We start from the raw sequence: 25,717 nt of genomic DNA on the forward strand, positions 1-25,717 counted from the left end.
GGTGGATGCCTTGGCATGCACAGGCGATGAAGGACGTGATACGCTGCGATAAGCTACGGGGAGGTGCGAATACCCTTTGATCCGTAGATTTCCGAATGGGGAAACCCACCTAAGGTACTTGGAAAATCAGAGCAGCAGGGTGACTGACGCAAAAATCCGCAAGGATTGCGCGTGAGGCGACGATCTCTTCGAGGTCGCGCAGGCTTGCTGCTGTGGTTTCCAAGTATCTGTTATAGGTAACTTATCCTGAATACATAGGGATAAAGTGGCGAACGCGGGGAACTGAAACATCTAAGTACCCGTAGGAAAGGACATCAACCGAGACTCCGGAAGTAGTGGCGAGCGAACCCGGACCAGGCCAGTGGCGATTGAGAGACAAGCGGAACCTTCTGGAAAGTAGGGCCATAGTGGGTGACAGCCCCGTACGCGTAATGCAATCAATCGTCCTCGAGTAAGGCGGGACACGTGAAATCCTGTCTGAAATTGGGGGGACCACCCTCCAAGCCTAAGTACTCGTGCATGACCGATAGCGAACTAGTACCGTGAGGGAAAGGTGAAAAGCACCCCGACAAGGGGAGTGAAAGAGTACCTGAAACCGATTGCCTACAAACAGTGGGAGCCCGCAAGGGTGACCACGTACCTTTTGTATAATGGGTCAGCGACTTAGTGTGACGAGCAAGCTTAAACCGGTAGGTGTAGGCGCAGCGAAAGCGAGTCTGAACAGGGCGTTCAGTTCGTCGCATTAGACCCGAAACCGAGTGATCTAGCCATGAGCAGGTTGAAGGTAAGGTAACACTTACTGGAGGACCGAACCCATAACTGTTGCAATAGTTCGGGATGACTTGTGGCTAGGGGTGAAAGGCCAATCAAACTCGGAAATAGCTGGTTCTCCGCGAAATCTATTTAGGTAGAGCGTCGACCGAATACCCCAGGGGGTAGAGCACTGGATGGGCTAGGGGTCCTCACCGGATTACCAAACCTAACCAAACTCCGAATACCTGGGAGTACTAGTCGGCAGACACACGGCGGGTGCTAACGTCCGTCGTGAAAAGGGAAACAACCCTGACCTACAGCTAAGGTCCCCAAGTTATGGCTAAGTGGGAAAGGATGTGAGGATCCCAAAACAACCAGGATGTTGGCTTAGAAGCAGCCATCATTTAAAGAAAGCGTAACAGCTCACTGGTCTAAATAAGGGTCTTTGCGCCGAAAATGTAACGGGGCTAAAGCCATACACCGAAGCTTAGGGTTTGGTCCGCAAGGGCCAAGCGGTAGCGGAGCGTTCTGTAAGCTGATGAAGCCATACCCGTGAGGGGTGGTGGAGGTATCAGAAGTGCGAATGCTGACATGAGTAACGTAAGGGGAGTGAGAGACTCCCCCGCCGAAAGACCAAGGGTTCCTGCTTAAAGCTAATCTGAGCAGGGTTAGCCGGCCCCTAAGACGAGGCGGAAACGCGTAGTCGATGGGAACCACGTTAATATTCGTGGGCTTGGAGGTAGTGACGGATCATTGAGGTAGTCCAATCTTATCGGATTGAACGGGCTGCTGCGTGGTTCCAGGAAATAGCTCCTCCTTATAAACCGTACCCGAAACCGACACTGGTGGTCTGGTAGAGTATACCAAGGCGCTTGAGAGAACTATGCTGAAGGAACTCGGCAAATTGCACGCGTAACTTCGGAAGAAGCGTGACCCTTTTCTACGCAAGTAGAGGAGGGTGGCACAGACCAGGGGGGTAGCGACTGTTTATCAAAAACACAGGGCTCTGCGAAGTCGCAAGACGACGTATAGGGTCTGACGCCTGCCCGGTGCTGGAAGGTTAAGAGGAGGGGTGCAAGCTCTGAATCGAAGCCCCAGTAAACGGCGGCCGTAACTATAACGGTCCTAAGGTAGCGAAATTCCTTGTCGGGTAAGTTCCGACCTGCACGAATGGCGTAACGACTTCCCCGCTGTCTCCAGCATAGACTCAGTGAAATTGAATTCCCCGTGAAGATGCGGGGTTCCTGCGGTTAGACGGAAAGACCCCGTGCACCTTTACTATAGCTTTACATTGGCATTCGTAGTGGCATGTGTAGGATAGGTGGTAGGCTTTGAAACCTGGGCGCCAGCTCAGGTGGAGCCACCCTTGAAATACCACCCTTATTACTATGGATGTCTAACCGCGGCCCGTTATCCGGGTCCGGGACAATGTATGGTGGGTAGTTTGACTGGGGCGGTCGCCTCCTAAAGAGTAACGGAGGCGCGCGATGGTGGGCTCAGAACGGTCGGAAATCGTTCGCTGAGTGCAATGGCATAAGCCTGCCTGACTGCGAGACTGACAAGTCGAGCAGAGACGAAAGTCGGTCATAGTGATCCGGTGGTCCCGCGTGGAAGGGCCATCGCTCAACGGATAAAAGGTACGCCGGGGATAACAGGCTGATGACCCCCAAGAGTCCATATCGACGGGGTTGTTTGGCACCTCGATGTCGACTCATCGCATCCTGGGGCTGGAGCAGGTCCCAAGGGTATGGCTGTTCGCCATTTAAAGCGGTACGTGAGTTGGGTTCAGAACGTCGTGAGACAGTTCGGTCCCTATCTGCCGTGGGTGTAGGAATATTGAAAGGATCTGTCCCTAGTACGAGAGGACCGGGATGGACGGATCTCTGGTGGACCTGTTGTGGCGCCAGCCGCATAGCAGGGTAGCTATATCCGGACGGGATAACCGCTGAAGGCATCTAAGCGGGAAACCCACCTTAAAACGAGTATTCCCTGAGAACCGTGGAAGACGACCACGTTGATAGGCCGGGTGTGGAAGAGCGGCAACGCTTGAAGCTTACCGGTACTAATAGTTCGATCGGCTTGATCGTTCTCATTCCTAATGTCCATTTCGGCGCAATCCAAAGGATTGTCGCCTGAAGTCAGATGTTTAGCCAGCGCTCACGCATGAGCGGCCCCTTCGGGGCCTATGCTCCGCGAGGGCGCCGGTAAACCGGCGACGCGCAGTCGTGCTTGCGGGCTTCGCCCGAAGGCAAACTGCAAACGTCGCCTTGGCACAGAAAACAGCTTCTCGAACAACGTGCGTTTTGCCGACCTGGTGGTTATGGCGGAGCGGCTGCACCCGATCCCATTCCGAACTCGGCCGTGAAACGCTCCAGCGCTGATGGTACTTCGTCTCAAGACGCGGGAGAGTAGGTCGCTGCCAGGTCTGCTAAACGCACGTTGAACTCACATCCAAGCGGATGGAGTGAAATCTTCTCTGCACATGGCCCGCCAACGGGAAACCTCGGGCCGCTCTAAGCGGCCCTTTCATTTGGTGGACATCCTTACTATCTGTAGGCCTCGGCTTACGTCCAACGGTTGACGCGGGGTGGAGCAGCCCGGTAGCTCGTCAGGCTCATAACCTGAAGGTCACAGGTTCAAATCCTGTCCCCGCAACCAATTCTGTCATAAATCAATAACCGTCCCGATCTAATCGGGGCGGTTTTTGCGTTTGAGGAACGCGGTTCTTCTTCTCGGCAGCCGCGTCGCGGCAGCACCAAGGCGGAGCCAAATGAAGGCGTCCGCACGGTCCCTCCGCCCCCCAATACAGTACAGCTGCCGCTCGAAGCAGTGAAGCAGTTGACGATCAGGACTTCGAGCAAATCTGCGTCGACATCGCCGAAAAGGAAAGCGGCGTTGCCCGGGCAGAATTGAAACGGGTTTCCGGCGTCGCGCAATTCGGCGTCGATGTCGCGGGCTTCTCGGACGCGCAGACGCGTTCGAGTCCCGCCCGGTCCGGCATCACGCTGCAGTGAAACAGAGCGTGCCGCAGATTGCTGGATCGCAGAATCGGTGTTTCCCGTGCGCTCGCAGAAAAGGCCCCAAGCAAGGAAGCTCGGGGCCGAGGTTCGATGGGCCGTCAAACTTGTGCGGCTCCGCCGTCAACGAAGACCTCACTACCGGTCATGAAGCTGCTTTCGTCCGAGGCAAGGAAGAGCGCCACAGCAGCAGTCTCCTCGGGGTGCCCGACACGGCCGAGCGGTATCTGCATGGCAAGGCCCTTCAGCAAGGCATCCTCCTCTCCAGCCTCTGCTAGACCCTTGAGGCCGGGTGTCTCAGTGGCGCCGGGAGAGAGCACGTTCACACGGATGCCTGCCCCCTTCAGGTCCAGCGCCCAGCTTCGGGCGAAATTGCGGATTGCAGCCTTGGTCGCGCTGTAGACGCTGAATGCAGGCGTTCCCGTCGAGCCGGTGGTCGAGCCGGTGAGGATGATGGATCCACCGGCCCGCATAAGCGGCAGCGCCTTCTGCACCGTGAAGAGCGTGCCTTTGACGTTGACGTCGAACGTCAAATCGAATGACGCTTCATCGATGGCGCCAAGCGGAGCCAGCTTTCCAAGCCCCGCATTGGCGAACAGAACGTCTATTCGTCCGCTCTTTGCACGCACTGCCGCGAACAGCCGATCAAGATCATCCAGACGCGAAACGTCGCCGTGCACCGCTGTCACTGCGGAGCCGATCTCTTCGACCGCCCTGTCCAGTTCCTCCTGACGACGGCCGGTAATAAAAATTTCTGCGCCTTCCGCCACAAACCGTTTGGCGGTAGCCAGACCGATGCCACTGTTGCCGCCAGTTATGACGACGATTTTACCTTCAAGCCTGCCCATCTCGATCTCCTGGAAAATGATGACCGCTTCGATCTAGAGGCTTGCTTTTCTTTCTTCCAGTATGCACATTTTGGTAAGTGACATTTTAGCAAGAACTAATTGGAGCATACGAAATGGCGACACCTAGCTTTATCTGCGGGCTGGACGCTGCGTTGGCTGTCATCGGTGGCAAGTGGAAGCCTTTGATCCTGTTCCACCTTGCTCACGAAGCCCGACGCTATGGTGACCTGAGGCGCGCCATCGGCAATGTCAGTGACAAGATGCTCATCCAGCAACTCAAGGAACTGGAGGCTGATGGGATCGTCGACCGGCTCGACTTCAAGGAAATTCCGCCGAAAGTCGAGTATTCCCTCACTGCGTTTGGCCAGACACTTGCCGGAGCCTTGAAGCCACTCTGCGCCTGGGGAACGGAACATATGATCGAAGTCGAGAAACTCATGTCACGCCGCGGCGCTTCCGAGGTGGAGAAAGTCGCCTGAATTTCAGAATATCCCGCAGGCAAGCTATAGGGTCTCGCAGGTGGCTATAGCGTGAAAATTGTGCCCATCTGCATCTTCCCGGACGGCTGGACGATTTGAACCGTAGCGGCATTTCTCCAAATCAGACGTAAGTTCGCTTTCCTGCCATCGCTCTCCAGAAGCGGACGGTCCCCTTCCAGCTCCGAGGACGAAGCCGCTCGCGCGACACCGGCGCCCGTGGTGACAGTGCGGCAATGATCTGAACGCCGTGCATTTTGTGGGTTTGTCGTCTTGGCTGAGGATTGGGGTCTTCTCAATCATCAGACAGGAGGTTCCCATGACGGAGGAGAAGACGGCCCCGCTGCGCGAGCGGATGATCGAAGACATGCGCATCCGCGGAATGGGCGACAAAGTCCGGCAAGCCCATATTCGGGCGATCAAGGATTTCGCCGGGTTTTCCTTCGAGGACTATGCGATTGCCATGGTCGACGAGATCGAGAAGCCGACGCATGTCAGGCAGCGCTTCACCGTCGGCTACTGATTGATGCCGGCTGCGAGGCTGGCGGTGATTTCGTGCTCATGGCCCGGCGTTACGGGCGACAGGCCTTGTCGTGCGAGCGCACCGGCAAGTTCCGCCTCGGCTTGCAGGCTTCAGGCTGGAAACAGGAACGCGGAAGCAGGATCGAAAAAAATCCGCCTGCCCGTGGCGCAATCCGCGCTATCCGGTTCCACCGCATCCGAAGTCGGCCTGACATCGATCTCATCGCCGACGGCGGTCCGCACCACGACGCGCTTGCGGTCGCCGAAGAAGGCGGTATCGACGATCTCGACGGTGAGCGCGGCGCTCGCCGGTCCAGGCGTGAGCCGGAACGCTTCGGGGCGCACCATCAGGCGGGCCTTCTGGCCGCGATCGAAGGCCTGTGTGGTCTTAACGCCGCTCACGACCGAACCGTCGGCCAGGCGCACGGTCGATGCGCCATTGGCGGTTTCCAGATGCTCGGCGGGCAGGAAATTCGAGTTGCCGATGAAGCCGGCGACGAACTCGCTGGCCGGTCTGAGATAAAGGTCCTCGCCGGTACCAATCTGTTCGATGCGCCCCTCCTTGAACAGGGCGATGCGGTCCGACAGGTGGAGCGCCTCTTCCTGATCGTGGGTGACATAGAGGATGGTGACGCCGGTCTCGCGGTGGATGCGGCGGATCTCGGCCTGGATCTCCTGGCGCAGTTTCTTGTCGAGCGCCGACAGCGGCTCGTCCATCAGCAGAATCGGCGGATCGTAGGCGAGCGCGCGGGCAAGCGCCACGCGCTGTTGCTGGCCGCCCGACAGCGCGCCGGGATAGCGGCCGGCGAAATTCTCCAGCCGCACCAGCGCCAGCATGTCGGCGACCTTCTTTTTCACTTCGGCGTCGGGGCGGCCGCGCACACGCAGCGGGAAGGCAACGTTCTCGGCAACGCTCAGATGCGGAAACAGCGTGTAGCGCTGGAAGACCATGCCGATGTTGCGCTTGTGCGACGGCACTGAAAGCAGCGACTTGTCCTCCAGCAGGACGTCGCCGGAGGACGGGTCCTGGAAACCGGCGATCGCGTAGAGCGTCGTCGATTTGCCGGAGCCGGACGGCCCGAGGAAGGTCAGGAATTCGCCCTTGGGCACATCGATGGTGACATCGTGGACGGCGACGAAGGCGCCGAACGTCTTTCTCACCGCGCGTATGGACAGGAATGGCCGGGTCATCTCGATAATTTTCTGCGAAGGAGTGCGGTCACGATCATCAGGCACAAGGTCAGGCCGACGAGCAGGCTGGAGGCGGCGGCGACGACCGGGCTGAGGTCGGCGCGCAAACTGCCCCAGATCTTCACCGGCAAGGTCTGCAAGGTCGGGCTCGCCATGAAGATCGCCACCACGACCTCGTCCCATGAGGCGAGGAAGGAGAAGATCGCCGCCGAAAAGATGCCGATCCGGATCGAGGGCAGGGTGATCCGCAGACGTGCCTGCAGCGGGCTGGCGCCGCAGACGATGGCCGCGTCCTCGATGGACTTGTCGAAACCCTCGAGCGCGGCGGTGATCGGAATGATGGCGAAGGGCAGTGCCAGGACGGTGTGCGCGATGACGAAGCCGATCGTGGTGCCGGCCAGCCCGATGCGCAGGAAGAAAGCGTACACGGCGATGGCGAACACGACCACCGGCAGCACCATGGGCGTCAGCAGCAGCCCGCGCAGGATTTGCCGCCCGCGAAATTCGCCCCGGACCAAAGCGAAGGACGCGAACAGCCCGATGACGACGGCGAGGATGGCGGCCATGGCGGCGATTTTTGCGCTGGTCAGCGCGGCATCGATCCAGGTCGGGTCGGCCAACAACTGCTCGTACCATTTCAGAGTCCAGCCGGGCGGTGGAAAGGCCAGCCAGCGCGAGGAGCCGAACGACAAGAGCACGATGAAGACCACCGGCAGCAGCAGGAAAGCCGCGACAAGCGCGGTGAAGCCGGCAAGCGCCACGCGCAGCCATCCGAGCCTGTCATAGTCGAGCAGCATGTCAGAGTCCTCCGGCGGGGCGCTTGGCGCCAACGAGGCGAAGCTGGAGCGCGTAGAGCGCCATAGTGGCGACCAGGAGCACGAAGGCGGCGGCACTGCCGAGCCCCCAGTTGAGCAGCGACTGCACCGTCTGGGCGATCATCTCGGCCAGCATCATGTTGGATGTGCCGCCGAGCAGGGCAGGCGTGACGAAATAGCCAAGCGACATGACGAAGACCATCAGCCCGCCGGCGGCGATGCCGGGAAGCGACAGCGGCAACAGGATGCGGCGGAAGGCCTGGTACGGGGTTGCCCCGCAAAGAGCGGCGGCGCGCAGCGTCATCGGGTCGATGGCGCGCAGCGTGCCGACCAGCGGCAGGATCATGAAGGGCAGCATGATGTAGACCATGCCGATGGTGACGCCGGTGAGATTGTTGATCAGCGGCAGGGGCTCCTGGATGATGCCCAGGCCCATCAGCGTCCTGTTGATCACCCCCGTGCGTTGCAGCAGCACCATCCACGCATAGGTGCGGGTGAGCAGGTTGGTCCACATCGACAGGATGATGACGCCGAAGACCAGCGAGCCGAAGGCCGGCGGCATGATCGCCAGCATCCAGGCGACCGGAAACGCCACCACGATCGTGACGGCGGTGACGACGGCGGCGACCAGGAAGGTGTTCAGGAACACCCGGGCATAGGTGCCGCTGCCAAGCAGCGCGGCGTAGTTCTGCAGACCGGGCTCGGGATCGGTGACGCTGCGCAGCAAAAGGGCGACGACCGGCACGATGAAGAACAGGCCGACCAGAACCAGGGCCGGCAAGGCACCACCGCTGCCGGCCGGCAGGCCGGCAATGGCGCCGCGTTTGAGAGAATTTCGTTGCATCGGCCGGTTCCCGTTGCCCGAACGGGGCGCGGTTCCCGCGCCCCGCCGGTTCCTGTGGCGCTACTTGGTCTGCCAGGCGTACCAGCGCGTGGCGATCTCGTCGCGATGCTCGGCCCAGTAGTTCATGTCGAGGTTGATCTGGCCGTCGACATGAGCGTCGGGCAAGGCCTTGACCGCATCGGCCGGCATCTCGGCCTTGGCCTTGGTATTGATCGGCGCATAGCCGCTGGCCTCGGCGAATTTCGCCTGGCCGGCCGGGCTGGTGGCAGCGGCCAGGAACTTCATGGCGCTATCCTTGTTCTTCGCCCCTTTCGGTACGACCAGAACGTCGGCGGCGGTGAGGTTCTGGTTCCAGGAGACACCGACATCGGTTCCGTCCTGCTGCAGCGCGAAGACGCGGCCGTTCCAGAGCTGGCCGAAGGCAGCCTCGCCGGAGGCGATCAGCTGCTGCGACTCCGCGCCACCGCCCCACCAGACAATATCAGACTTGATGGTGTCGAGCTTCTTGAAGGCACGGTCGAGGTCGAGCGGATAGAGCTTGTCCGCCGGCACGCCGTCGGCGAGCAGCGCGATCTCGATGACGCCCGGCGCCGACCATTTGTAGAAGGTCCGTTTGCCGGGGAACTTCTTGGTGTCGAACATGTCGGCCCAACTCGCCGGTTCACCGGAGACCGTGCCCTTGTTCCAGGCCAGCACGAAGGAATAGTAGAAGCTGCCAACGGCATGCTCGTTGCTGAAGCGGGGGTCGAGATCGGCCTTGGGCACGACCGCATAGTCGATAGGCTCCAGCAGGCCATCCTTGGCGGCCTTGATGGCGAAGTCCATCTCGACGTCGACGACGTCCCAGGTGACGTTCTTGGCGTCGACCATGGCCTTCAACTTGCCGTAGTCCGTTGGCCCGTCCTGCAGCACCTTGATGCCGGAGCTCGCCTCGAAGGGCACTGCCCAGGACTTGGTCTGTGCTTCCTGCGTTGTGCCACCCCAGCTGGTGAACGCCATCTCATCGGCCTTGGCGGCGGTCGCCGCGAGCAGTCCGGCCAGAATGCCGGTCAAAATCAGTTTCATGTCGTTCTCCTCTGTTGGTCTGTTCTTGTTTTTCTCAGTGCACCTTGGTCCTGCACTCCTCAGCGCATGACGAAGGGATCGGGAATCGGCTCGTCCGACGTCTTGATCCAGACGGATTTCGAGCGCGTGTAATCTCTGATGGCATCGAGGCCACCCTCGCGGCCAAGCCCGGAATGGCCGTAGCCGCCGAAGGGAACCAGCGGCGACACGGCGCGATAGGTGTTGACCCAGACCACGCCGGCATGGATGTCGCGCGCCATGCGGTGCGCCTTGCCGAGATTGCTGGTGAACACGCCGGAAGCCAGCCCGAAGGGCGTGTCGTTGGCGAGCGCCAGCGCTTCAGCCTCGGTGTCGAAGGCAAGCACGCTGAGCACAGGCCCGAACAATTCCTCGCGCACGCAGGGCAGATCGGTGCTGCCGGCATCGACGATGGTCGGCGCGTAGTAGAAACCGGGGCCGCCGGGACGTGTCCCACCGGTGATAAGCTTGCCGCCCTTGTCGAGGCTTTCCACGACGATCTTCTCGATCCAGTCGCGCTGCCGTTGCGTGGCGAGCGGACCCATTTCGGTGGCCGGGTCCCGCGGATCGCCGATCCTGATCGCCTCGGCCTTGCGCTTCAGCCGGGCGAGGAACTCGTCCTTCACCGAACCTTCGACCAGCAGGCGCGAGCCGGCGACGCAGCTCTGGCCGGTCGCGGCGAAAATGCCGGCGACCACCGCATTGGCGGCGCTGTCGAGATCGGCGTCGGCGAAGACCACGACCGGGCTCTTGCCGCCGAGTTCGAGCGTCGTATAGGCGAGATTTTCCGCCGTGTTCCTGACGATCGCACGCGCCGTGGACGGGCCGCCGGTGAAGGCGACGCGCGAGACCAGCGGGTGGCTGGTCAGGCGGCGGCCGCAATCCTGGCCGAAGCCGGTGAGAATGTTGACGGTGCCTTCGGGAAAGCCGGCCTGCTGGACGAGCTCGGCGAAGGCGAGCAACGGCGCCGGGCCGTCCTCGGAGGCCTTGAGCACGACCGTGCAGCCGGCGGCCAGCGCCGGGCCGAGCTTGACGGCGGAGAGGAAGAGCTGCGAATTCCATGGCACGACCGCGGCAACGACGCCGATCGGCTCGCGGCGGATGGTGACGTCGAGGTCCGCCTTGTCGATCGGCACATGCGCGCCTTCATGCTTGTCGGCGAGCCCGCCATAATAGCGGTAGTAGTCCCCGACATAGGCGATCTGGGCGCGGGTCTCGCGAATGATCTTGCCGGTGTCGCGCGTCTCGAGTTCGGCGAGACGTCCGGCATTGGCGGCGACGAGGTCACCGAGCTTGACCAGCAGTTTGCCGCGCGCGGTGGCGGTCGTCTTTCGCCACGCGTCGGACCGCAGCGCCCGGTGCGCCGCTTCGACGGCGCGGTCGACATCGGCTTCGCTCGCCGCCGGCATCCTGGCCCACGGCGTACCCGTCGACGGATCTACGCTGTCGAAGGTCGCGGACGGCTCGTCGAAGCGGCCGTCGATGTAGTTCCTGAAAAGTGCGTCGGTCATGGGCTCGCTATCAGAGGAAGGCCGGCATCACCCGGTCGATGAACAGTTGCAGCGATTTCTTCTTGCGTTCGTGCGAGAGCCCGCTGTCGATCCAGATCGAGTACTGGTCGTAGCCGAGCGCCTCATAGGCCTTCAGCCGGGCAATGACTTCGTCCGCTTCGCCGATCACCAGGTTCTGTCGGATCTTGTCTGGCGCATATTGCGGCATCGCGGCGATCTCATCCTCTGTGAGCGGCTCCAATACGCCTTGATGCACCGGCTTCTTGTTCTGGAACCAGGCGCCGAACTGGCAGTAGAAACTCGACAGGTCCCGGGCTAGCCGGTCGGCATCGGCCGCGTCCTCGGCGACGAATGTGTGCATCAAGAGCATGATTTCCGGCCGCGCGATGTCCGGATGTGCGTCGCAAGCGGCGTTGAAGCGCTGCATCAGGCTCGACACCTCGTCGTCGCCTGAAGCTAGCGGCGTCACCTGGATCTTGCATCCGTTGGCGACGGCAAAATCGTGCGAGTTCGGGTCGCGCGCCGCCACCCAGATCGGCGGATAGGGTTTCTGCAAGGGCTTGGGCGAGGAGGTGGTCGGCGGGAACGACCAGAACTCGCCGGAGAGTTCGAAGTCGCCGTCCCATAGGCCACGGATCGCCGGCACCATTTCGCGCATGCGCTGGCCGGCGCCCCAGGCGTCGAGCCCGGGGAACAGACGTTGATATTCGTAGCTATAGGCGCCGCGCGCGATACCGATGTCGAGCCGGCCGCTGCTGATGACGTCGGCCATGGCCGCTTCGCCGGCAAGCTTGATCGGATGCCAGAACGGCGCAACGATCGTGCCCGTGCCGAGACGGATGCGGCTCGTTTTGGCCGCCAGATAAGCGATGTTGATAAACGGGTTCGGCGAGATGGTGAATTCCATGCCGTGATGCTCGCCGATCCAGGCCGTCTCGAAGCCGGCCTGCTCCGCTTGCAGGACCAATTCCTCAAGCTCACTCACCAGCTCCGAATGCGGCTTGGCGAGATCCGACCGTTCCATATGCACGAAGAGCGAGAACTTCATCTGTGGTCACCTGTATAGGAGGCAGCGGACACAGGCGCTTTGCCTAGCGGCCTGACTTCGCCTTCCATCTCATTGCCGACATAGACGCCAAAGGCGTCCTGCGTGCATTCCCTGACATAGCGGGCAAGCATCGAGCGGACCGCCGGATCGACGATCTTCAAGTCGCCGATCGCGTCGATGTCGACCAGCCGGATGCCACGATCGCTGGAGGCGGGCACGTCGAACGTGCCGCGATAATAGACATGCGTGCGCGCCGAATTGCCAGCGTCGTCCCAGACGGCGAAGAGGAAGCCGAGCTGGGCCTCGATAGCCTTGGCGGCAAGCAGGCCCCGGAGACTTTTGGCATCGCCGGCCGAGCCCAGTCCCCGGCCGCTCGGCAGTTCGAAGCCGTCAGCCGTTTCCAGGAACAGGACCCTGCCGCCATTTTCGAGGATGGCGCCGACATCGGTGCCGGGCTGGGCGGCGGCAAGCGCGTCCTGGCTGAGGCCGGGTGCGATATAGGCGCCGCGGCAGTAGCCGAGAGGCTGCGAGGAGTTGTGCTCGAAATCGCGTACGCGGCCGATAAGGATCGAATGGTCGCCCGCGTCGACCAGCCGCTCCATGTCGCAGTCGAAGGACGCGACCGAGCCGTCCAGCAACGGACTGCCGGTCTGTCCCGGGCGCCAGGCCACGGAGGCGAACTTGTCGGCCGCTTTCGAGGCGAAGATGCCGGATGCCGCCTTCTGATCCTCGTTGAGGATGTTGATGGCGAAGCTCTTCGAGGTGGCGAAGACGGGATGGCCCGAGGCCTTATGCGCGACGCAGACGAGTACCAGCGGCGGATCGAGCGACACCGAGGTGAAAGAGTTGGCTGTGAAGCCGCGAGGCTCGCCTTCGGGCCCGATCGTGGTGACGATGGTGACGCCGGTGAGGAAGGAGCCGAGCGCGCGGCGGAACTCGCCGCTGTCGAAACCAGAAGTTACCATCCCATCCCCTTGCCCCGCCGCTTCGAGGAAGTCGCCGATGCGGTGTGTGGTGACGTCCGGCGCGGCCACCGCCATCATGTGCCGTTCGCCAGCAAGCACGATGCAGCGGCCATGCGGCGCCAGCCGTGCCATGGCGGCCGACATTGCCGGCGAGGAGTTCCTGTCCTCGGACCCGGTCATGAACAGGACCGGCACGGCTAGCGTCTGCAGGCGCTCGGCGTGGTCGCCGTCGGCGCGGGCGAACAGGCGATAGGTGCGGGCGTAGCCTTCCGGGTCGACCGCGCCAAGCGCGGATGCGGTCTTGCTTGCCGCCGCCTCGAGCTCGGCCGGCACTGGATCTCCGAACCAGCGGGTGATGGTCTGTGCCGTGCCGGCCGCGTCGCCACGGCCAGTGAGGGCGGCCGCGCGCTGGCGGACAGCCTCGGCCAATTCTGGTGGCCGCCGGAACACGGCATTCAGCGATACGATGCCGAGCACGCGCTGGGGTGCCCGCAACGCAAGCTCCTGGGCGACGAGCGCGCCCATCGAGTGGCCGACGACCGACACCTTGTCGAGGCCGAGATGGTCGAGCAGGCGAATGGCCTGATCGGCATAGTCGGCCAGTTCCGGGCTCGGTGGCGGCAGCGGCGACCGGCCATGGCCGAGCATGTCGATGGCGATCACATCCCATTTGCCGGCCATCCGTTCGATCTGCGGCTGCCAGATCGCGGCGTTCATGCCGACACCATGGATGAACAGCACCGGCGCGCCCGAGCCGGCTCGGATGAAGCCGGTGCCATCAGGCGCCGTATCCTGTCGAGCCCATGCCGATGCGGGTGCGTCAGCCATGCAGGTCGCCCACTTCCTTGAGGTCCTGGTAGCGGTCGCCGATACGATGGTGCGGCCGGCCGCCGATCGAGGCGCCGAGCGCCACCACCAACTCGTCCGGCGCCGGCGCGTCGCCGATCTGGAAATGCACCGTCAGGTAGTGCGAGCGCCGACCCTCGTCGTTCTTGTCCATCAGCGGGATCATGATGGGCGTGTTCGGGCCACCGCGCAGATTGGTGAAGGCAAGATAGGTCTTGGCGGCGACCGCGCGGCGGTAGTGATTGCCGAAATGCAGTGTGTGGATCAGTGCCGAGGCGTGTTCGATCTCGCCCGACGTACCGCAGATGGCGGCCTTGCCGTAGCCCTCGATGGCGTCGCCCGAACCGGCGATGGCGATGATCTCACGGGTCAGTGTCTCTCCCAGCACGGGCGCACAGGCGCGGATTTCGGGCGACAGATCCTCGGCGAAGCTGCGTCCGGCCCACGGATTGGTAAGCACCGCCGCGACGCCGATGAGGCGTAGCGGCCGAGGCGCTGCCTTGCCCCCTTCGATCAGCGTGTTCTCGGTGTAGGTGACGATCTTGCGAATGACGGGCTGCATGAAATCCTCGGTCGTGATGCCATATCATCTTATGGTATACCATGCTATGGAGCGCCAAGTAACTTGTCAACCGGCTATGGAATCTGTTTTCGTGGCGAGGCAGGAGACCGCCCATGTCAGACGACACGCTACGCATCGATCGCAGCGCCAAGACCTTGAGAACGCTGGCGCTGGAGCGCATGCGCGAGGCGATCATGGATTTCCATTTCCAGCCCGGCGAAAGGCTGGTCGAGCGGCCGCTTTGCGACCAGCTCGGCGTCAGCCGTTCGGTCGTGCGCGAGGTCTTGCGGCAGCTGGAGGCCGAAGGCCTGGTGCAGATGATACCGGGGCACGGGCCGGCGGTGGCCAAGCCGGACCTTGGCCGCACCGACGAGATCTATGAGCTCAGGGCCCTGCTCGAAGGCATAGCCGCGCGTGCCTGCGCCATGTCCGCGACGAATGCGCAACTGACCCTGCTCGACAGTGCGCTCGCCGATCTTTTCGAAGCCTGGGCATCCGGCAAGCCGGCCGAGGTGATGCGGGCGACGACAAAGTTTTACGAAGTGCTTTTCGACGCGGCCGACAAGCGCGTCGCCTGGGAGATCGTGACCGGGCTCAATGTGCGTATCAACCAGCTGCGTTCCATGACCATTCTCTCGGAAAATCGCCGCGTACCGGCGATTGCCGAGATGACCGAGATCATGGATGCCATCAGATCGCGCAAGCCCGACGAGGCCGAAGCGGCGGCGCGGCGGCATGTCGAATCCGCTTGGCAGATCGCTCGCACGACGCTTCGGCTGCCACCGGCGTAACTGGCACCGGCTCAGGCGCCACTGGCCAAGGCCGCGCGCAGCCATGCGGCGATGGCGTCGAAGTCGATCGGCTGCGTCGTATCGACGTCGAACAGCGGTCCGCGCCGTAGCGGTTCGGCGCGCTTGGCCAGTTCTATCAGTTCAGGGATGTAGGCAGCGCCGGGATGGCCGGGGAGACGCTGACCGAGCCGGGCGCCATAACGTTCGGCCAGAAGCTCGCCGGGCGCGTGGCACCAGATTTCGACGGTGTGTTCGACGCCGGCCTTGCGCAGATGATCTTCGAGCACTTGCCGCGGCTGGAAGCCGAACCAGGCATCGACGATGAAGGTGCTGTCGGCCGGAGCGTCGCCGACCACTGACCAGATTGCCTGGTAGCTGGCGCGGCCGAGCGTGCGATTGAATTCGCGGTCGGCGCCGCCGAGCACTTCGAGGAATGGGTTCTTGATCGTGTCGAGTGCAAGCAGCGGCCATCCCATGCGATCGGCGATGCCGCGCGACACCGTGCTCTTGCCGCTGGCCGGGATGCCGTTGACGAGCACGGCGCGTCTGGCGCGGCCAGGCTGAACGGCAAGCGATGTCGGCGCCGAAAGCGCCTGGAGCGCGGCGCCGATCACACCGGCATCGTCGCCGAGCTGCGCCGGCGCTACCGGGCATTGGTACCACGGCGCCAACGCCGGCGCGTGGTCGAGCGCTCTGTGTGCCGCCAGGCCAAGCCCACCGCCAAGCAGGACGAGATCGGGGTCGAACATGGCGACGGTGGTATCGATCGCCGCGCGCAGCGGTCTTGCCCAGGCTTCCAGTATGCCGCGCGCCTTGATATCGCCGGCCGCGTCACGGGCAAAGAGCTGGTCGACCGAAACGTCGGGACCCAAGCCGGCGCGCGCGATGTGGCGGCCAAGTGCCGTGCCGGAACTGGTGGTTTCGACACAGCCGCGCCGCTCGCAGGCGCAGACTTCGCCGTTAACGTCGACGGTGATGTGGCCAAGTTGCCCCGCCGTTGCCCGGCCGCGCATGATCCGTCGGTTCTGGATGACGGCGCCACCAATGCCGGTGCCGATGGTGAACATGACGATGTTGTCATGGCCCCTACCGGCGCCAAGGGCCATCTCGGCGGCCAGCGCCATGTTGCAGTCATTGTCGAGAATGACAGGCTTGCCGGTCATGCTTTCCAGCCGCTGCGCGAGCGCGACCGAGGCGAGATTGACATAGCCTCCCGACAGGACCGCGCCGCGGCGCGCGTCGACGCGGCCGGGAACGCCGACGCCGATGGCCGCCACATCAGGCGTATCGAGAAGGCGCACCATGTCAGCGATGCGGCCAAGCACCAGCTCCGGGTCGGGCGTGCTCTTCTCGGAAAGACGTTTGAGGATTTCACCTTTGCCCGAGATGCGGGCGGCACGCAAATTGGTGCCGCCGATATCGATCCCTATGGCCATCGACTTTTGTGGCATGACATCCTGCACGTGCCGGTGATCCAACAGGATATCAGGCCGCGACCTTCCGCCGATAGTGCCCGATCACAGCTTGGATCTCGCGTAGTCGCGGCACCGCGATAGTCTCAAGCCTTTCGCGCTGAATGTCACGATCGAGCGAGATGCAGTCCTTCCACAGCGAACGGCCGGCGATCACACCGGAGGCGCCATTCTGCATGGCGATCTCGACCTGGCCGAGGAAGGTGGCGTGATTGACGCCAGCCGAAAGTACGGCCCACGGCACTTCGCCGGCCATTTCCGTGATGGTGGCGCAGGCTTCCGGCGTTCCGGGGTAGGGAAGCTTCAACACCTTCGCGCCGCATTCCAGCGAAATCCTCGTACCTTCCTCTACCAGCCAGGGCGTCTTGGCCGCATAGTCCTCGGGGCTTTCCCCTTCGAGCTGGTAGGTCAGGAATTCGACGACGAGCAGCAAGTCCTCCTTGCCGAAATCGGCGATGCATTGGCGCAGGATGGCGATGTTGTGTTCGTTGGCTTGCGGCTTGTCGGCCCGCAGATAGACCATGATCTTGCCACCCGTGCCGCCGAGTTCGCGCACGCGCCGCGCATCGATGCCGGGAACCAGCCGCGACAGGCGGTAGCCTTCCGGCGAGACGTCGAAACCGGACGCGTCGAGGCCGATGAGGAGTGCGGTATCCCGGTTCAGCACGCCCTCGTCCACAACCCGCGGCACCGCGCAGAGCGGGTCGAGCAGTACACAGGAGGCCGCACTTGCGAGGTAGCGCGTGATGTCGGCCTTGGTGTCGCCGAGCATGTCGTTGGTGATCCTGGCCTGGTCCTCGGGGTCCGACGCCAGCAAGGTGCGCATGCCGCCGCGCTGGTCGCAGGCGATGGCCACCATGGCTCCATCCTTGCCGCATATCTGCTGGTAGCCGCGCAGTTCCGCGGTGGTCATCTTCGTCATGGTTTTCTTCTGTCCGATGTTGGCGCGCCGACGGCGCTGATCCCGTGGAACAATGGTCAGTTTGCCCGCCTGCCGGCAGGAAGATTTTGCCGCCTGATGCATCGCCGGCCGCTGGGATAAGCAGCCTTGCCGGCGTGGCCCTCAAAGTTGCGAGTTCGCCGGATTTGCGCGATAACTCCCATCGGCGTATACGTGTGTAACACGTTGCTGAAAGGAATTGCAAGCTGTCTGTTCCCTCCGTCCAGGACGCGACCGCATCGCGCACGATGCTGCACACGGTTGCCAAGCTGCACTACGTGGAGGAGATGTCGCAGGTCGATATAGCGCGGCAGCTCGGTGTCTCCACCGCGACGATTTCGCGCCTGCTGCAGCGGGCGCGAGCGGAGGGCATCGTGCGCATCGAGGTCATCGACCTGGCGACGCCGGAGGATATCACCAGGCAACTGGTCGACGGGTTGAAATTGCGGGACGCCGCCGTTGTCGAGACGCCGGCGGCGGGCGCGCTGACGGCGCTTTCCGCGCCGCTCGGCGCTTTGCTCAGGCAGGCGCAGATGGTGGCCGGTTCCGTCGTCGCCATCGGCTGGGGGCGCGCCGTGCGCGAGGTCATTCGAGCCGGCCTGCCGCGTATGCCGGGCGTGCTGACGGTGGCCGCAACCGGCGGCATGCAGCAGCACGCGGCGCATTTCCAGGTCAACGAATTCGTGCGGCTTGCCGCGGAGGAGTTCGGCGGCACACCGCACTTCATCCACGCTCCCTATCTGCCGTCGAGCGAGCTGCGTGAGGTCTTCCTCGGAGACGCCACCATCCGCGATGCCGTCGCGCTGTGGGAGAGGACCGATGTGGCGATCGTCGGCATTGGCCTGCCGCACGCCATCAACCCCCCCGAGGCGAGTGCCGCGACGCCGACCGAGCAGGCGCTGGTCCATGCGGCTGGCGACGTGCTGCGTCATTACTTCGATCCGGAAGGCGCGCTGATCGCCTGGGAAGGGGAGAGCCGGATGATCGCCATGTCGCCGGCGCAGCTTCGCGCCGTGCCGTTGGTTATCGGCGTCGCCGCCTCGCCGGAAAAAGCGACGGCCATTATTGGCGCCGCTCGCGCCCGGCTGATCAACGCGCTGGTAACGGATACCAAGACGGCGCAGGCTATCCTCGCGGTTCTTGCAACGCGATAGCGGCGGATATGCCGGACTGATGCCGCGCTGTCGCACGGAGAGAAGTCGTTGCGAAATCGATTGTGTCGCCGGAGAGTCGGGACGATAGTTCGCCGGGGCTCCGAGGAACAGTCATATGGTGTCTGGAAAAAGCCGGCGTTGCGGCCTCGGAAAAACCGAGTTGCAATTTATTTCTGCAAAGTGTTACAAAATGCGGACCCGACGTGCAGGCATGCCGGGCGCGGTGGTTCCCTGACCTTGCGGAGGCGAGGAAAGCGAGTACGGCGATTGTGCCGGTCGGCTGGACCGGCTGACATTTAGACTGGAGGGCGCTTGGGAGGAGCTGCCCGCGAAAGGCAACAGGCGTTCCCGGCCGTCGGCATCCTGCCTCCGCGCGGATGACGGCCATTCCAATGTCACCGAAAACGGCAGAACTGCCAACAATGAGGAGGATGTCATGAAGAAGATCGTTGCCGCGCTCGCGGCGCTTGCCGTCAGCGCGACGGTGCTGATGGCGCCCGCGCAGGCGCAGGACAAGAAATACACCATTGCGCTCATTCCGGGCCTCACCACCGACGGTTTTTACATCACCATGCGCAAGGGTGCCCAGGCAGCCGCCGACGCGCTCGGCGTGAATCTGGTCTTCCAAGGTGCTCCGGACTTCAACCCGGTCACCCAGGTGCCGGTGCTCGACGCGGTCATCGCCAAGAAGCCGGACGCGATCCTGATCGCGCCGACCGACAAGGTTCAGCTGGTCGAGCCGCTGCGCAAGGCCAATGACGCCGGCATCCCGGTCATAACAGTCGATACGTTCATCGGTAGCGGCGTCTACCAGACGGGTGCCGGCGATGCCGATTTCCCGCTGGCCTACATTGCCTCGGACAATGTGCTGGGTGGCGAGATCGCCGCGCGCGCGCTAGCCGCCGCCATCGGCGACAAGGGCAAGGTCTACGTGTCGAACGTCAAGCCGGGCATTTCGACCACCGACCAGCGCGAAGAGGGTTTCAAGAAGGAGATGGCCAAGCATACGGGCATCACCGTGCTGGAGACCCAATTCAATGACGACGACGCCAACAAGGCGGCCTCGCAGCTGCAGGCCGTCTTCGCGCGCAATCCCGATCTCGTCGGCGTGTTCGGCGCCAACCTGTTCTCGGCACTGGGTGCCGCCAACGGCGTCAAGCAGGCGGGCCAGACGGGAACCGTCAAGGTCGTTGCCTTCGACGCGCCGACCAGCATCGTCGACAACATCAACACCGGCCTCGTGGATGTGGCAATCGCCCAGCATCCCGCCGAGATCGGTTATTTCGGGGTCGTTTCGGCCTATGCCCATCTGACCGGCCAGTCGATCCCGGTCACGATCGGCACCGGCTTCACGATCATGGACAAGTCCAACATCGCGGACCCGAAGATCTCGAAGTATCTCTACTCCGAGTAGGTCCAGACGAGCTTGGCTCCCCCCGGTTCGCCGGGGGGAGTTCGTGCCGGGTCCCGCAAAAGGCGGGGCCTGTTTGAAGGCAGCCGCGCCGCGGAGTACTCATGACCTCGACATCACCAGCCCAATCGGCCGAGAAGCATGTCGCCCCCCAGGCCGATCATGGCGATCCGGCCAGGACCCTGATCGGACGCATCGCCGAAGGGCGCGCCTGGCTGTTCCTCGCCGGCCTGATCATCTGTTTCGAGATATGGTCGAGGTTCGCCTTCGGCGCGACGTTCGTGCTCAACCCGTTCAATCTGCAATCCATCGCGATCTTCGCGATAGCGCCGCTGCTGCTGGCGACCGGACAGACCTTCGTCATCATTTCGGGCGGCATCGACCTGTCGCTCGGCTTCATCATGGGGCTTGCCGCCGTCGTTGCCGCGCATGCCACCAATCTGGCGGGCGCCGCCATTCCCTTGCCGCTGGCCATGCTGGCGGGCATTCTCGCCGCCGTGATCGTCGCTGGCTTGCCCGGGGTCATCAATGGTCTGCTGATCTCGCGTCTCAGGGTGCCGCCGTTCATCGGTACGCTCGGCATGTTCGGCGTCGCGCGCGGTGTCGCCTTCCTGCTTGCCGGCGGCACGACGGTGCCGGTGCAGAATTCCTGGTTCGCTCTGCTCGGCAACGGCAAGTTTTACGGCGTGCCTTATCTGGTCATGATCGCTGCCGTCTTCGTCATCGTGATGCACTATCTGCTCAGCCAGACGCGGTTCGGCCAGCACAATTATGCCATCGGCGCCAATGTGCAGGCGGCGCGGCGCGCCGGTATCGATATCAGGGGCCACATATTGCGGCTCTATGTGCTGTCGGCGATGTGCGCCGGCCTTGGCGGGGCGCTCTACGCGGCGCGCTTCACCGCCGGTGCGGCGCAAGCCGGCGAGCCTCTGCTGCTCGACAGCGTCGCTGCTGTGGTGATCGGCGGCGCCAGCCTGTTCGGCGGCTCCGGCACGATCCTGGGCACGGTCGCCGGCGCTCTGGTGATCGCGGTGATCCAGTACGGGCTGGTCTTCGTCAATGTCGAGCCGTTCTGGCAGTTCATCGCCGTCGGCGTCGTCATCATCATTTCCGTGCTCATAGACCAGGCGCAGCGCCGGTTCAGTGGAGGCCGCCAGGATGAATAGCACCGACCAGAACACTCCCTTGCTCGAAGTCCGCAACCTGTCCAAGCATTTCGGCGCCGTGCGTGCGCTCAGCGATTTCTCCATGGCCGTGCGGCCGGGCGAAGTGGTGGCGCTTGCCGGCGATAACGGCGCCGGCAAGACGACGCTGATCAAGGCGATCTCGGGCGTGTTCCAACCGACAGGCGGCGAAATACTGCTCGGTGGCCAACCGGTGGCTTTCGCGACGCCGCAGGAGGCGCGCGAAAAGGGTATCGAGACGATCTACCAGGATCTGGCTCTGGCCGACAATCTGTCGATCGGCGCCAACATCTTCCTTGGCCGCGAACCGATGCGCAAGGCGTTCGGCTTCCTGCCGGTACTCGACCGCAAGGCCATGGCAGACGCCGCCAGGGAAACGATGAAGCGGCTGGATTTCCACGTCAGCCGGATGAACGCCCCGGTCAGCAATTTCTCCGGCGGCCAGCGCCAGGCCGTCGCCATCGGCCGCGCCGTCTACTGGGACGCGCAGATCCTCATCATGGACGAACCGACGGCGGCATTGGGCGTGCCGGAGCAGCGCAAGGTGATTTCGCTGATCCACCAGCTCAAGGCGCAAGGACGCGGCGTGATCTTCATCTCGCATAATCTGCAGGATATCTTTGCTGTCTCCGACCGCATCGTCGTGCTGCGGCGCGGCGTCCAGGCCGGCGAGCGCAAGATCTCCGAGACCAACCATGATGAGGTCGTCCGGCTGATGGTCGGGGGATAGGGGGGTTCTCTCGGTGTGATCTTGTTCGAAGACCGGATCATGGTCTGTTTCTGTTCAATCTAGGCGCAGCCGCCACCAATGCCTTGCCGACGACCGATTGCGGTGCGTCGATGACGGTTTGGGCACCGCTCTCCGCAATCCGTCCGGCATCGAGTAGGATGACACGGTGGGCGACCGCCCGGACGACGCCGAGGTCATGTGAAATGAAGAGATAGGCGATCCGTTCCTCGCGCTGCAGGTCGAGCAGGAGGGCGAGGATCTGGCCGCGCACCGAGACATCGAGCGCCGACACCGCTTCGTCGAGTACGATCAGCGACGGTTTCGTGGCGATGGCGCGGGCAATCGCCACGCGCTGCCGCTGACCGCCGGAGATTTCATGGATGGCGCGCGGCGCGAGATCGGCCGCCAGGCCGACCCGCTCCAGCAAGGCAGCGATGCGGCGCGGGCGCTCGGAGCGTGGGGCGACGCCATGAATGCGCAAGGGGTCGTCGAGGACGCGCGCCACCGTGGCGCGCGGGTTGAAGGCGGCGAGCGGATCCTGAAACACCATCTGCAGGCGGGCGCGGCGCGCACGCAAGGCCGCGCCGCGCAAGGCAAGGAAATCATCGCCTTCGAATTCGAGGCGTCCGCCATCGGGCTCGATCAGTCGCAGCACCAGCCGCGCGATGGTCGACTTGCCGCTGCCGGAAGGGCCTGCCAGCGCCAGTGTTTCGCCGGGCTCGATATGAAAGGAGACATCGTCGACCGCGGCGAGTGCCTTGCCGCCGCGACTATAGCGTTTGGTGAGATTGGACACCGTCAGCAGGCTCATGCATTCAGCCTGCTTCGGTTCAGCAAGGGCTCGGCGTCGAGGCCGATATGGGCGTCGAGCAGCGCGCGTGTATAGGCTTGCGTCGGCGCATTGACGATTTGCCCGGTGCCGCCGAGTTCGACCAGGTCGCCATGACGAAATACGGCGATGCGTTCGGCAAGCTCGGCGGCGAGCGCTATGTCGTGGCTGATGAAGAGCAGCGTCATGCCGTCCTCGGCCACCAGTTGTCGGATCAGCGCGACGATCTCGGCCTGCACGATGGTGTCGAGCGCGCTGGTCGCCTCGTCGGCGATCAGCAGTTTCGGCCCGGCTGCAATCGCGGCTGCAATCGCCACACGCTGCTTCTGACCGCCGGAAAGCTGGTGCGGGAAGGCGCGCAGTGCGGAGTCCGGATCGGGCAGGCGGACGCGTTCGAGCAGTGTCTTTGCCCTGGCGTAAGATGCTGGCCAGCCGAGGCCAAGATGGGTGCGCACTACCTCCGCGATCTGTTTGCCGACGGTCATCACCGGGTCGAGGCTGGCGGATGGGTCCTGGAAAATGAAGCCGATGTCTCGGCCGCCGAGGGGGGTATGGTTTGGCTTGACGGCAGACTTTTGCCCCCCGCGCCCTACGAGGCCTCTCTCAGAGGGAGGCGCCTTGGCACCTAACGATGAAAGGGAGAACCATTCGATGCCGCCGCCAATCCTGGCAGACTTCGGTAACAACCCCGCGACCGCCAGCGCCAGCGTGCTCTTGCCCGATCCGCTTTCGCCGATAATCGCCAGCCGTTCGCCTACCTGGACATCGAGGCTGACGTTCTTCAGCGCCGCCACCTCGCTACCTTCGCGGCGGTAGGTCACCGCCAGATCGCGGATCGACGCCAGCACCGTCATGACAGGCCCCTGCGCACGGCCGTCGTCTCGACGATGCCTTCGCCGGCGAGATAGACGCCCAGTACCGTCAGCACCAGCGCGATGCCGGGGACGATCGACAGGAAGGGCGCGGTGCGCAAGACAGTGCGGCCTTCCGCGATCATGCCGCCCCAGGTGACGCGGTTGGGATCGCCGAGGCCTAGAAAGGACAATGCCGCTTCGGTGAGGATCGCGGCGGCGACGATCACCGATGACATCGCCAGCACCGGCGGCAAGGCGTTGGGCAGCACTTCGCGAAAGGCGATCTCCAGTGGATGCATGCCGATGACGCGGGCACCGGCGACATAGTCGCGCTCGCGGATCGACAACACTTCCGCGCGCGCAATGCGCGCCGGCCCCGTCCAGGTGCCGAGTGCTATCGCCACGACGACGACGCCGAGCGACGGGCCAACCACGCTGACGAAGGCCAGCGCCAGCAGGAAACCAGGCACGGTCTGGAACGCGTCGGTGATGCGCATCAGCACCTCGTCGACGAGGCCGCCGGCAAAGCCGGCCAGCGTCCCGACGACCGCGCCGATGACAAGGGCCGCGGCGGCCGCGGCGAGGCCGACAGCCAGCGAGGTGCGGGCGCCGTGGAACAATTCGGCCAGTACGTCGCGGCCGAGCCGGTCGGTGCCGAGCGGCAGCGACCAATCCTGGAATGGCGGCAGCAGCGCGGGGCCGGCAATGGCCTGTGGGTCCGCGGGAAACAGTAGCGAGGCCGACAGCGCCATGGCGAACAGCACCGTCAGAAGGATGGTGCCGGCAACCGCTTCGGGCGTGCGCAGGAAACGGCGCAGGCGGTTCATGCGCCCGCCTCGCTGGCGCCGACGCGTGGATCGAGAAAGGCATAGGCAATGTCGACGAGCAGGTTGATGAGGATGACGAGGATGGCGCTTGTGAGGATGATGCCAAGCAGCAAGGGGGTGTCGCGCGCGGCCACCGCTTCCTGCGCCAGCCGGCCGAGGCCGGGCATGGCAAAGACACTCTCGATGACGACGCTGCCGCCCAGCATCTGCGCCGATTGCAGACCGAGCATGGTGATCAGCGGCAGCAGTGCGTTGCGGGCGACATGGGCGAGCACGATGCGGCGGCGCGATAGCCCCCTGGCGCGCGCGGCCAGCACGAAATCCTGGCGCCAGACCTCGGCCATGCCGGCGCGCATCATGCGCAGATAGAGCGCCAGATAGATGAAGCCGAGTGCGCAAACCGGCAACGCCAGATGGATGGCGATGTCGGCGGAGCGGTCGAGACCGGTCTTGTCCGAGGCCAGGGTCTCGACACCGCCGATCGGCAACCAGCGCAGCTCGACGGCGAAGACTAGGATCAGCACCAGCCCGAGCCAGAAGCCGGGCACCGCGTAGAGCGCCAGCGAGGCGACGGAGAGAAAACGGTCGCGCAAACCGCCGGGCCTTGCGCCGGCATAGATGCCGAGCGCCGAGCCGAGGCCGAAGGAGAGCGCGGTGGCGCTGACCATCAGGATGAGCGTGGTCGGGAGGCGTTCGAGGATGACGTCGCGGATCGGCCTGGAGAAGGTGACGGACTGGCCGAGATCGAGATGCAGCAATGCCCAGAGGTAGTTGGCGAGCCGCGTCAGCTCCGACTGGTCAAGGCCCCAGCGGTGGCGCAACAGCTCGATCATGCCGGCGTCCCCGCCGGTCGAGACGATGTAGGCGTCGACTGCGTCGCCCTGGGCAGCTTCGAGCAAAAGGAAGGTGCCGACGACGACGATCAGCAGTACAAAGATGCTGCCGACGAGGCGGCGGCGGAGGAGGATGAGGGCGCGGGTCATGCGCGCCTTGGAGGTTTGGCGCGCGGCTGGCTATAAGAAATGCCGAGCCCAGGCACCCCCC

The 25,717-nt window shown here is 63.5% G+C and carries 21 protein-coding genes, 1 tRNA gene, 2 rRNA genes and 1 pseudogene (1 of these 25 only partly in view); 10 read left to right on the forward strand and 15 right to left on the reverse strand.

Going from position 1 to position 25,717, the window contains the following annotated elements; translation table 11 throughout:
- The 3 genes from FJ970_RS08190 to FJ970_RS08200 form a co-directional block, all read left to right on the forward strand.
- Window positions 1-2,840: ribosomal RNA gene (locus tag FJ970_RS08190) — 23S ribosomal RNA — on the forward strand; it begins 23 nt to the left of the window's first position.
- 223 nt (window positions 2,841-3,063) lie between these two features.
- Window positions 3,064-3,178 (forward strand): 5S ribosomal RNA (gene rrf / locus FJ970_RS08195).
- Between the two features lie 156 nt (window positions 3,179-3,334).
- A tRNA-Met gene (locus FJ970_RS08200) sits at window positions 3,335-3,411 on the forward strand.
- 460 nt (window positions 3,412-3,871) lie between these two features.
- On the opposite strand, the gene FJ970_RS08205 is transcribed toward FJ970_RS08200, so the two are convergent.
- The gene (locus tag FJ970_RS08205) at window positions 3,872-4,618 is read right to left on the reverse strand and encodes an SDR family NAD(P)-dependent oxidoreductase (protein ID WP_140765388.1); all 747 of its coding nucleotides are present in this window, start codon (window positions 4,616-4,618) and stop codon (window positions 3,872-3,874) included.
- A 113-nt stretch (window positions 4,619-4,731) separates the two neighbouring features.
- On the opposite strand from FJ970_RS08205, the gene FJ970_RS08210 reads away from it, so the two are divergent.
- Window positions 4,732-5,097 carry a winged helix-turn-helix transcriptional regulator gene (locus FJ970_RS08210; protein ID WP_140765386.1) on the forward strand — a complete coding sequence of 122 codons (366 nt, stop codon included), beginning with the start codon at window positions 4,732-4,734 and terminating at the stop codon, window positions 5,095-5,097.
- A 436-nt stretch (window positions 5,098-5,533) separates the two neighbouring features.
- Window positions 5,534-5,617: pseudogene (locus tag FJ970_RS33785) on the forward strand (NAD(P)-dependent oxidoreductase); the annotation flags it as partial.
- A gap of 110 nt (window positions 5,618-5,727) precedes the next feature.
- Here FJ970_RS33785 and FJ970_RS08220 read toward each other — a convergent pair.
- From FJ970_RS08220 to FJ970_RS08255, 8 genes are read right to left on the reverse strand one after another with little or no spacing between them, the layout of a single operon-like run.
- Window positions 5,728-6,807 carry an ABC transporter ATP-binding protein gene (locus FJ970_RS08220; RefSeq protein ID WP_140765382.1) on the reverse strand — a complete coding sequence of 360 codons (1,080 nt, stop codon included), beginning with the start codon at window positions 6,805-6,807 and terminating at the stop codon, window positions 5,728-5,730.
- Entirely contained in the window at window positions 6,804-7,604 is an 801-nt protein-coding gene (locus FJ970_RS08225; protein WP_140765380.1) for an ABC transporter permease, read from the reverse strand. Before FJ970_RS08225 ends, FJ970_RS08220 begins: the two co-directional genes overlap by 4 nt.
- Before the next feature lies 1 nt (window position 7,605).
- Window positions 7,606-8,466 carry an ABC transporter permease gene (locus FJ970_RS08230; RefSeq protein WP_140765378.1) on the reverse strand — a complete coding sequence of 287 codons (861 nt, stop codon included), beginning with the start codon at window positions 8,464-8,466 and terminating at the stop codon, window positions 7,606-7,608.
- A gap of 60 nt (window positions 8,467-8,526) precedes the next feature.
- Entirely contained in the window at window positions 8,527-9,531 is a 1,005-nt protein-coding gene (locus FJ970_RS08235; RefSeq protein ID WP_140765376.1) for an ABC transporter substrate-binding protein, read from the reverse strand.
- A 59-nt stretch (window positions 9,532-9,590) separates the two neighbouring features.
- On the reverse strand, window positions 9,591-11,060 hold the full coding sequence (locus FJ970_RS08240; protein ID WP_140765374.1) for an aldehyde dehydrogenase: 1,470 nt from the start codon (window positions 11,058-11,060) through the stop codon (window positions 9,591-9,593).
- A 10-nt stretch (window positions 11,061-11,070) separates the two neighbouring features.
- The gene (locus tag FJ970_RS08245; protein WP_140765372.1) at window positions 11,071-12,108 is read right to left on the reverse strand and encodes an LLM class flavin-dependent oxidoreductase; all 1,038 of its coding nucleotides are present in this window, start codon (window positions 12,106-12,108) and stop codon (window positions 11,071-11,073) included.
- Entirely contained in the window at window positions 12,105-13,901 is a 1,797-nt protein-coding gene (locus tag FJ970_RS08250; RefSeq protein WP_140765370.1) for an alpha/beta fold hydrolase, read from the reverse strand. Before FJ970_RS08250 ends, FJ970_RS08245 begins: the two co-directional genes overlap by 4 nt.
- On the reverse strand, window positions 13,894-14,481 hold the full coding sequence (locus FJ970_RS08255) for an amino acid synthesis family protein (RefSeq protein WP_140765368.1): 588 nt from the start codon (window positions 14,479-14,481) through the stop codon (window positions 13,894-13,896). The genes FJ970_RS08250 and FJ970_RS08255 overlap by 8 nt, the downstream gene beginning before the upstream one ends.
- Window positions 14,482-14,594: 113 nt before the next feature.
- Here FJ970_RS08255 and FJ970_RS08260 point away from each other — a divergent pair, with 113 nt between their 5' ends.
- Window positions 14,595-15,272, forward strand: a complete 678-nt coding sequence (locus FJ970_RS08260; protein WP_140765366.1) for a GntR family transcriptional regulator — start codon at window positions 14,595-14,597, stop codon at window positions 15,270-15,272.
- 11 nt (window positions 15,273-15,283) lie between these two features.
- On the opposite strand, the gene FJ970_RS08265 is transcribed toward FJ970_RS08260, so the two are convergent.
- Window positions 15,284-16,723, reverse strand: coding sequence for an ROK family protein (locus tag FJ970_RS08265; protein ID WP_140765364.1), 1,440 nt, complete (start codon window positions 16,721-16,723; stop codon window positions 15,284-15,286).
- Between the two features lie 34 nt (window positions 16,724-16,757).
- Window positions 16,758-17,666 (reverse strand): tagatose-bisphosphate aldolase, encoded by a 909-nt coding sequence (locus FJ970_RS08270; RefSeq protein ID WP_140765362.1) that lies wholly within the window; start codon window positions 17,664-17,666, stop codon window positions 16,758-16,760.
- A 266-nt stretch (window positions 17,667-17,932) separates the two neighbouring features.
- On the opposite strand from FJ970_RS08270, the gene FJ970_RS08275 reads away from it, so the two are divergent.
- The 4 genes from FJ970_RS08275 to FJ970_RS08290 all read left to right on the forward strand — a co-directional run bounded on the left by FJ970_RS08275 (window position 17,933) and on the right by FJ970_RS08290 (window position 22,163).
- Entirely contained in the window at window positions 17,933-18,838 is a 906-nt protein-coding gene (locus tag FJ970_RS08275; protein ID WP_140765360.1) for a sugar-binding transcriptional regulator, read from the forward strand.
- Between the two features lie 436 nt (window positions 18,839-19,274).
- On the forward strand, window positions 19,275-20,252 hold the full coding sequence (locus FJ970_RS08280) for an ABC transporter substrate-binding protein (protein WP_140765358.1): 978 nt from the start codon (window positions 19,275-19,277) through the stop codon (window positions 20,250-20,252).
- Window positions 20,253-20,353: 101 nt separating this feature from the next.
- The gene (locus FJ970_RS08285) at window positions 20,354-21,415 is read left to right on the forward strand and encodes an ABC transporter permease subunit (protein ID WP_140765356.1); all 1,062 of its coding nucleotides are present in this window, start codon (window positions 20,354-20,356) and stop codon (window positions 21,413-21,415) included.
- A complete protein-coding gene (locus FJ970_RS08290; protein ID WP_140765354.1) occupies window positions 21,408-22,163 on the forward strand; it encodes an ATP-binding cassette domain-containing protein in 756 nt (251 codons plus the stop codon). Before FJ970_RS08285 ends, FJ970_RS08290 begins: the two co-directional genes overlap by 8 nt.
- Before the next feature lie 37 nt (window positions 22,164-22,200).
- Here the strand turns inward: FJ970_RS08290 and FJ970_RS08295 are convergent, their stop codons facing one another.
- From FJ970_RS08295 to FJ970_RS08310, 4 genes are read right to left on the reverse strand one after another with little or no spacing between them, the layout of a single operon-like run.
- On the reverse strand, window positions 22,201-22,974 hold the full coding sequence (locus FJ970_RS08295; protein WP_140765352.1) for an ABC transporter ATP-binding protein: 774 nt from the start codon (window positions 22,972-22,974) through the stop codon (window positions 22,201-22,203).
- Complete coding sequence (locus FJ970_RS08300; RefSeq protein WP_140765350.1) at window positions 22,971-23,846, reverse strand: ABC transporter ATP-binding protein; 876 nt, start codon at window positions 23,844-23,846, stop codon at window positions 22,971-22,973. The genes FJ970_RS08295 and FJ970_RS08300 overlap by 4 nt, the downstream gene beginning before the upstream one ends.
- Entirely contained in the window at window positions 23,843-24,673 is an 831-nt protein-coding gene (locus FJ970_RS08305) for an ABC transporter permease (RefSeq protein ID WP_140765348.1), read from the reverse strand. Before FJ970_RS08305 ends, FJ970_RS08300 begins: the two co-directional genes overlap by 4 nt.
- Window positions 24,670-25,656: an ABC transporter permease gene (locus FJ970_RS08310; protein ID WP_140765346.1), complete on the reverse strand. Its 987-nt coding sequence runs from the start codon at window positions 25,654-25,656 to the stop codon at window positions 24,670-24,672. The genes FJ970_RS08305 and FJ970_RS08310 overlap by 4 nt, the downstream gene beginning before the upstream one ends.
- Between the last annotated feature and the right edge of the window lie 61 nt (window positions 25,657-25,717).

Origin of the sequence: Mesorhizobium sp. B2-1-8 (genome assembly GCF_006442545.2) — a bacterium.
Lineage (GTDB): Bacteria > Pseudomonadota > Alphaproteobacteria > Rhizobiales > Rhizobiaceae > Mesorhizobium.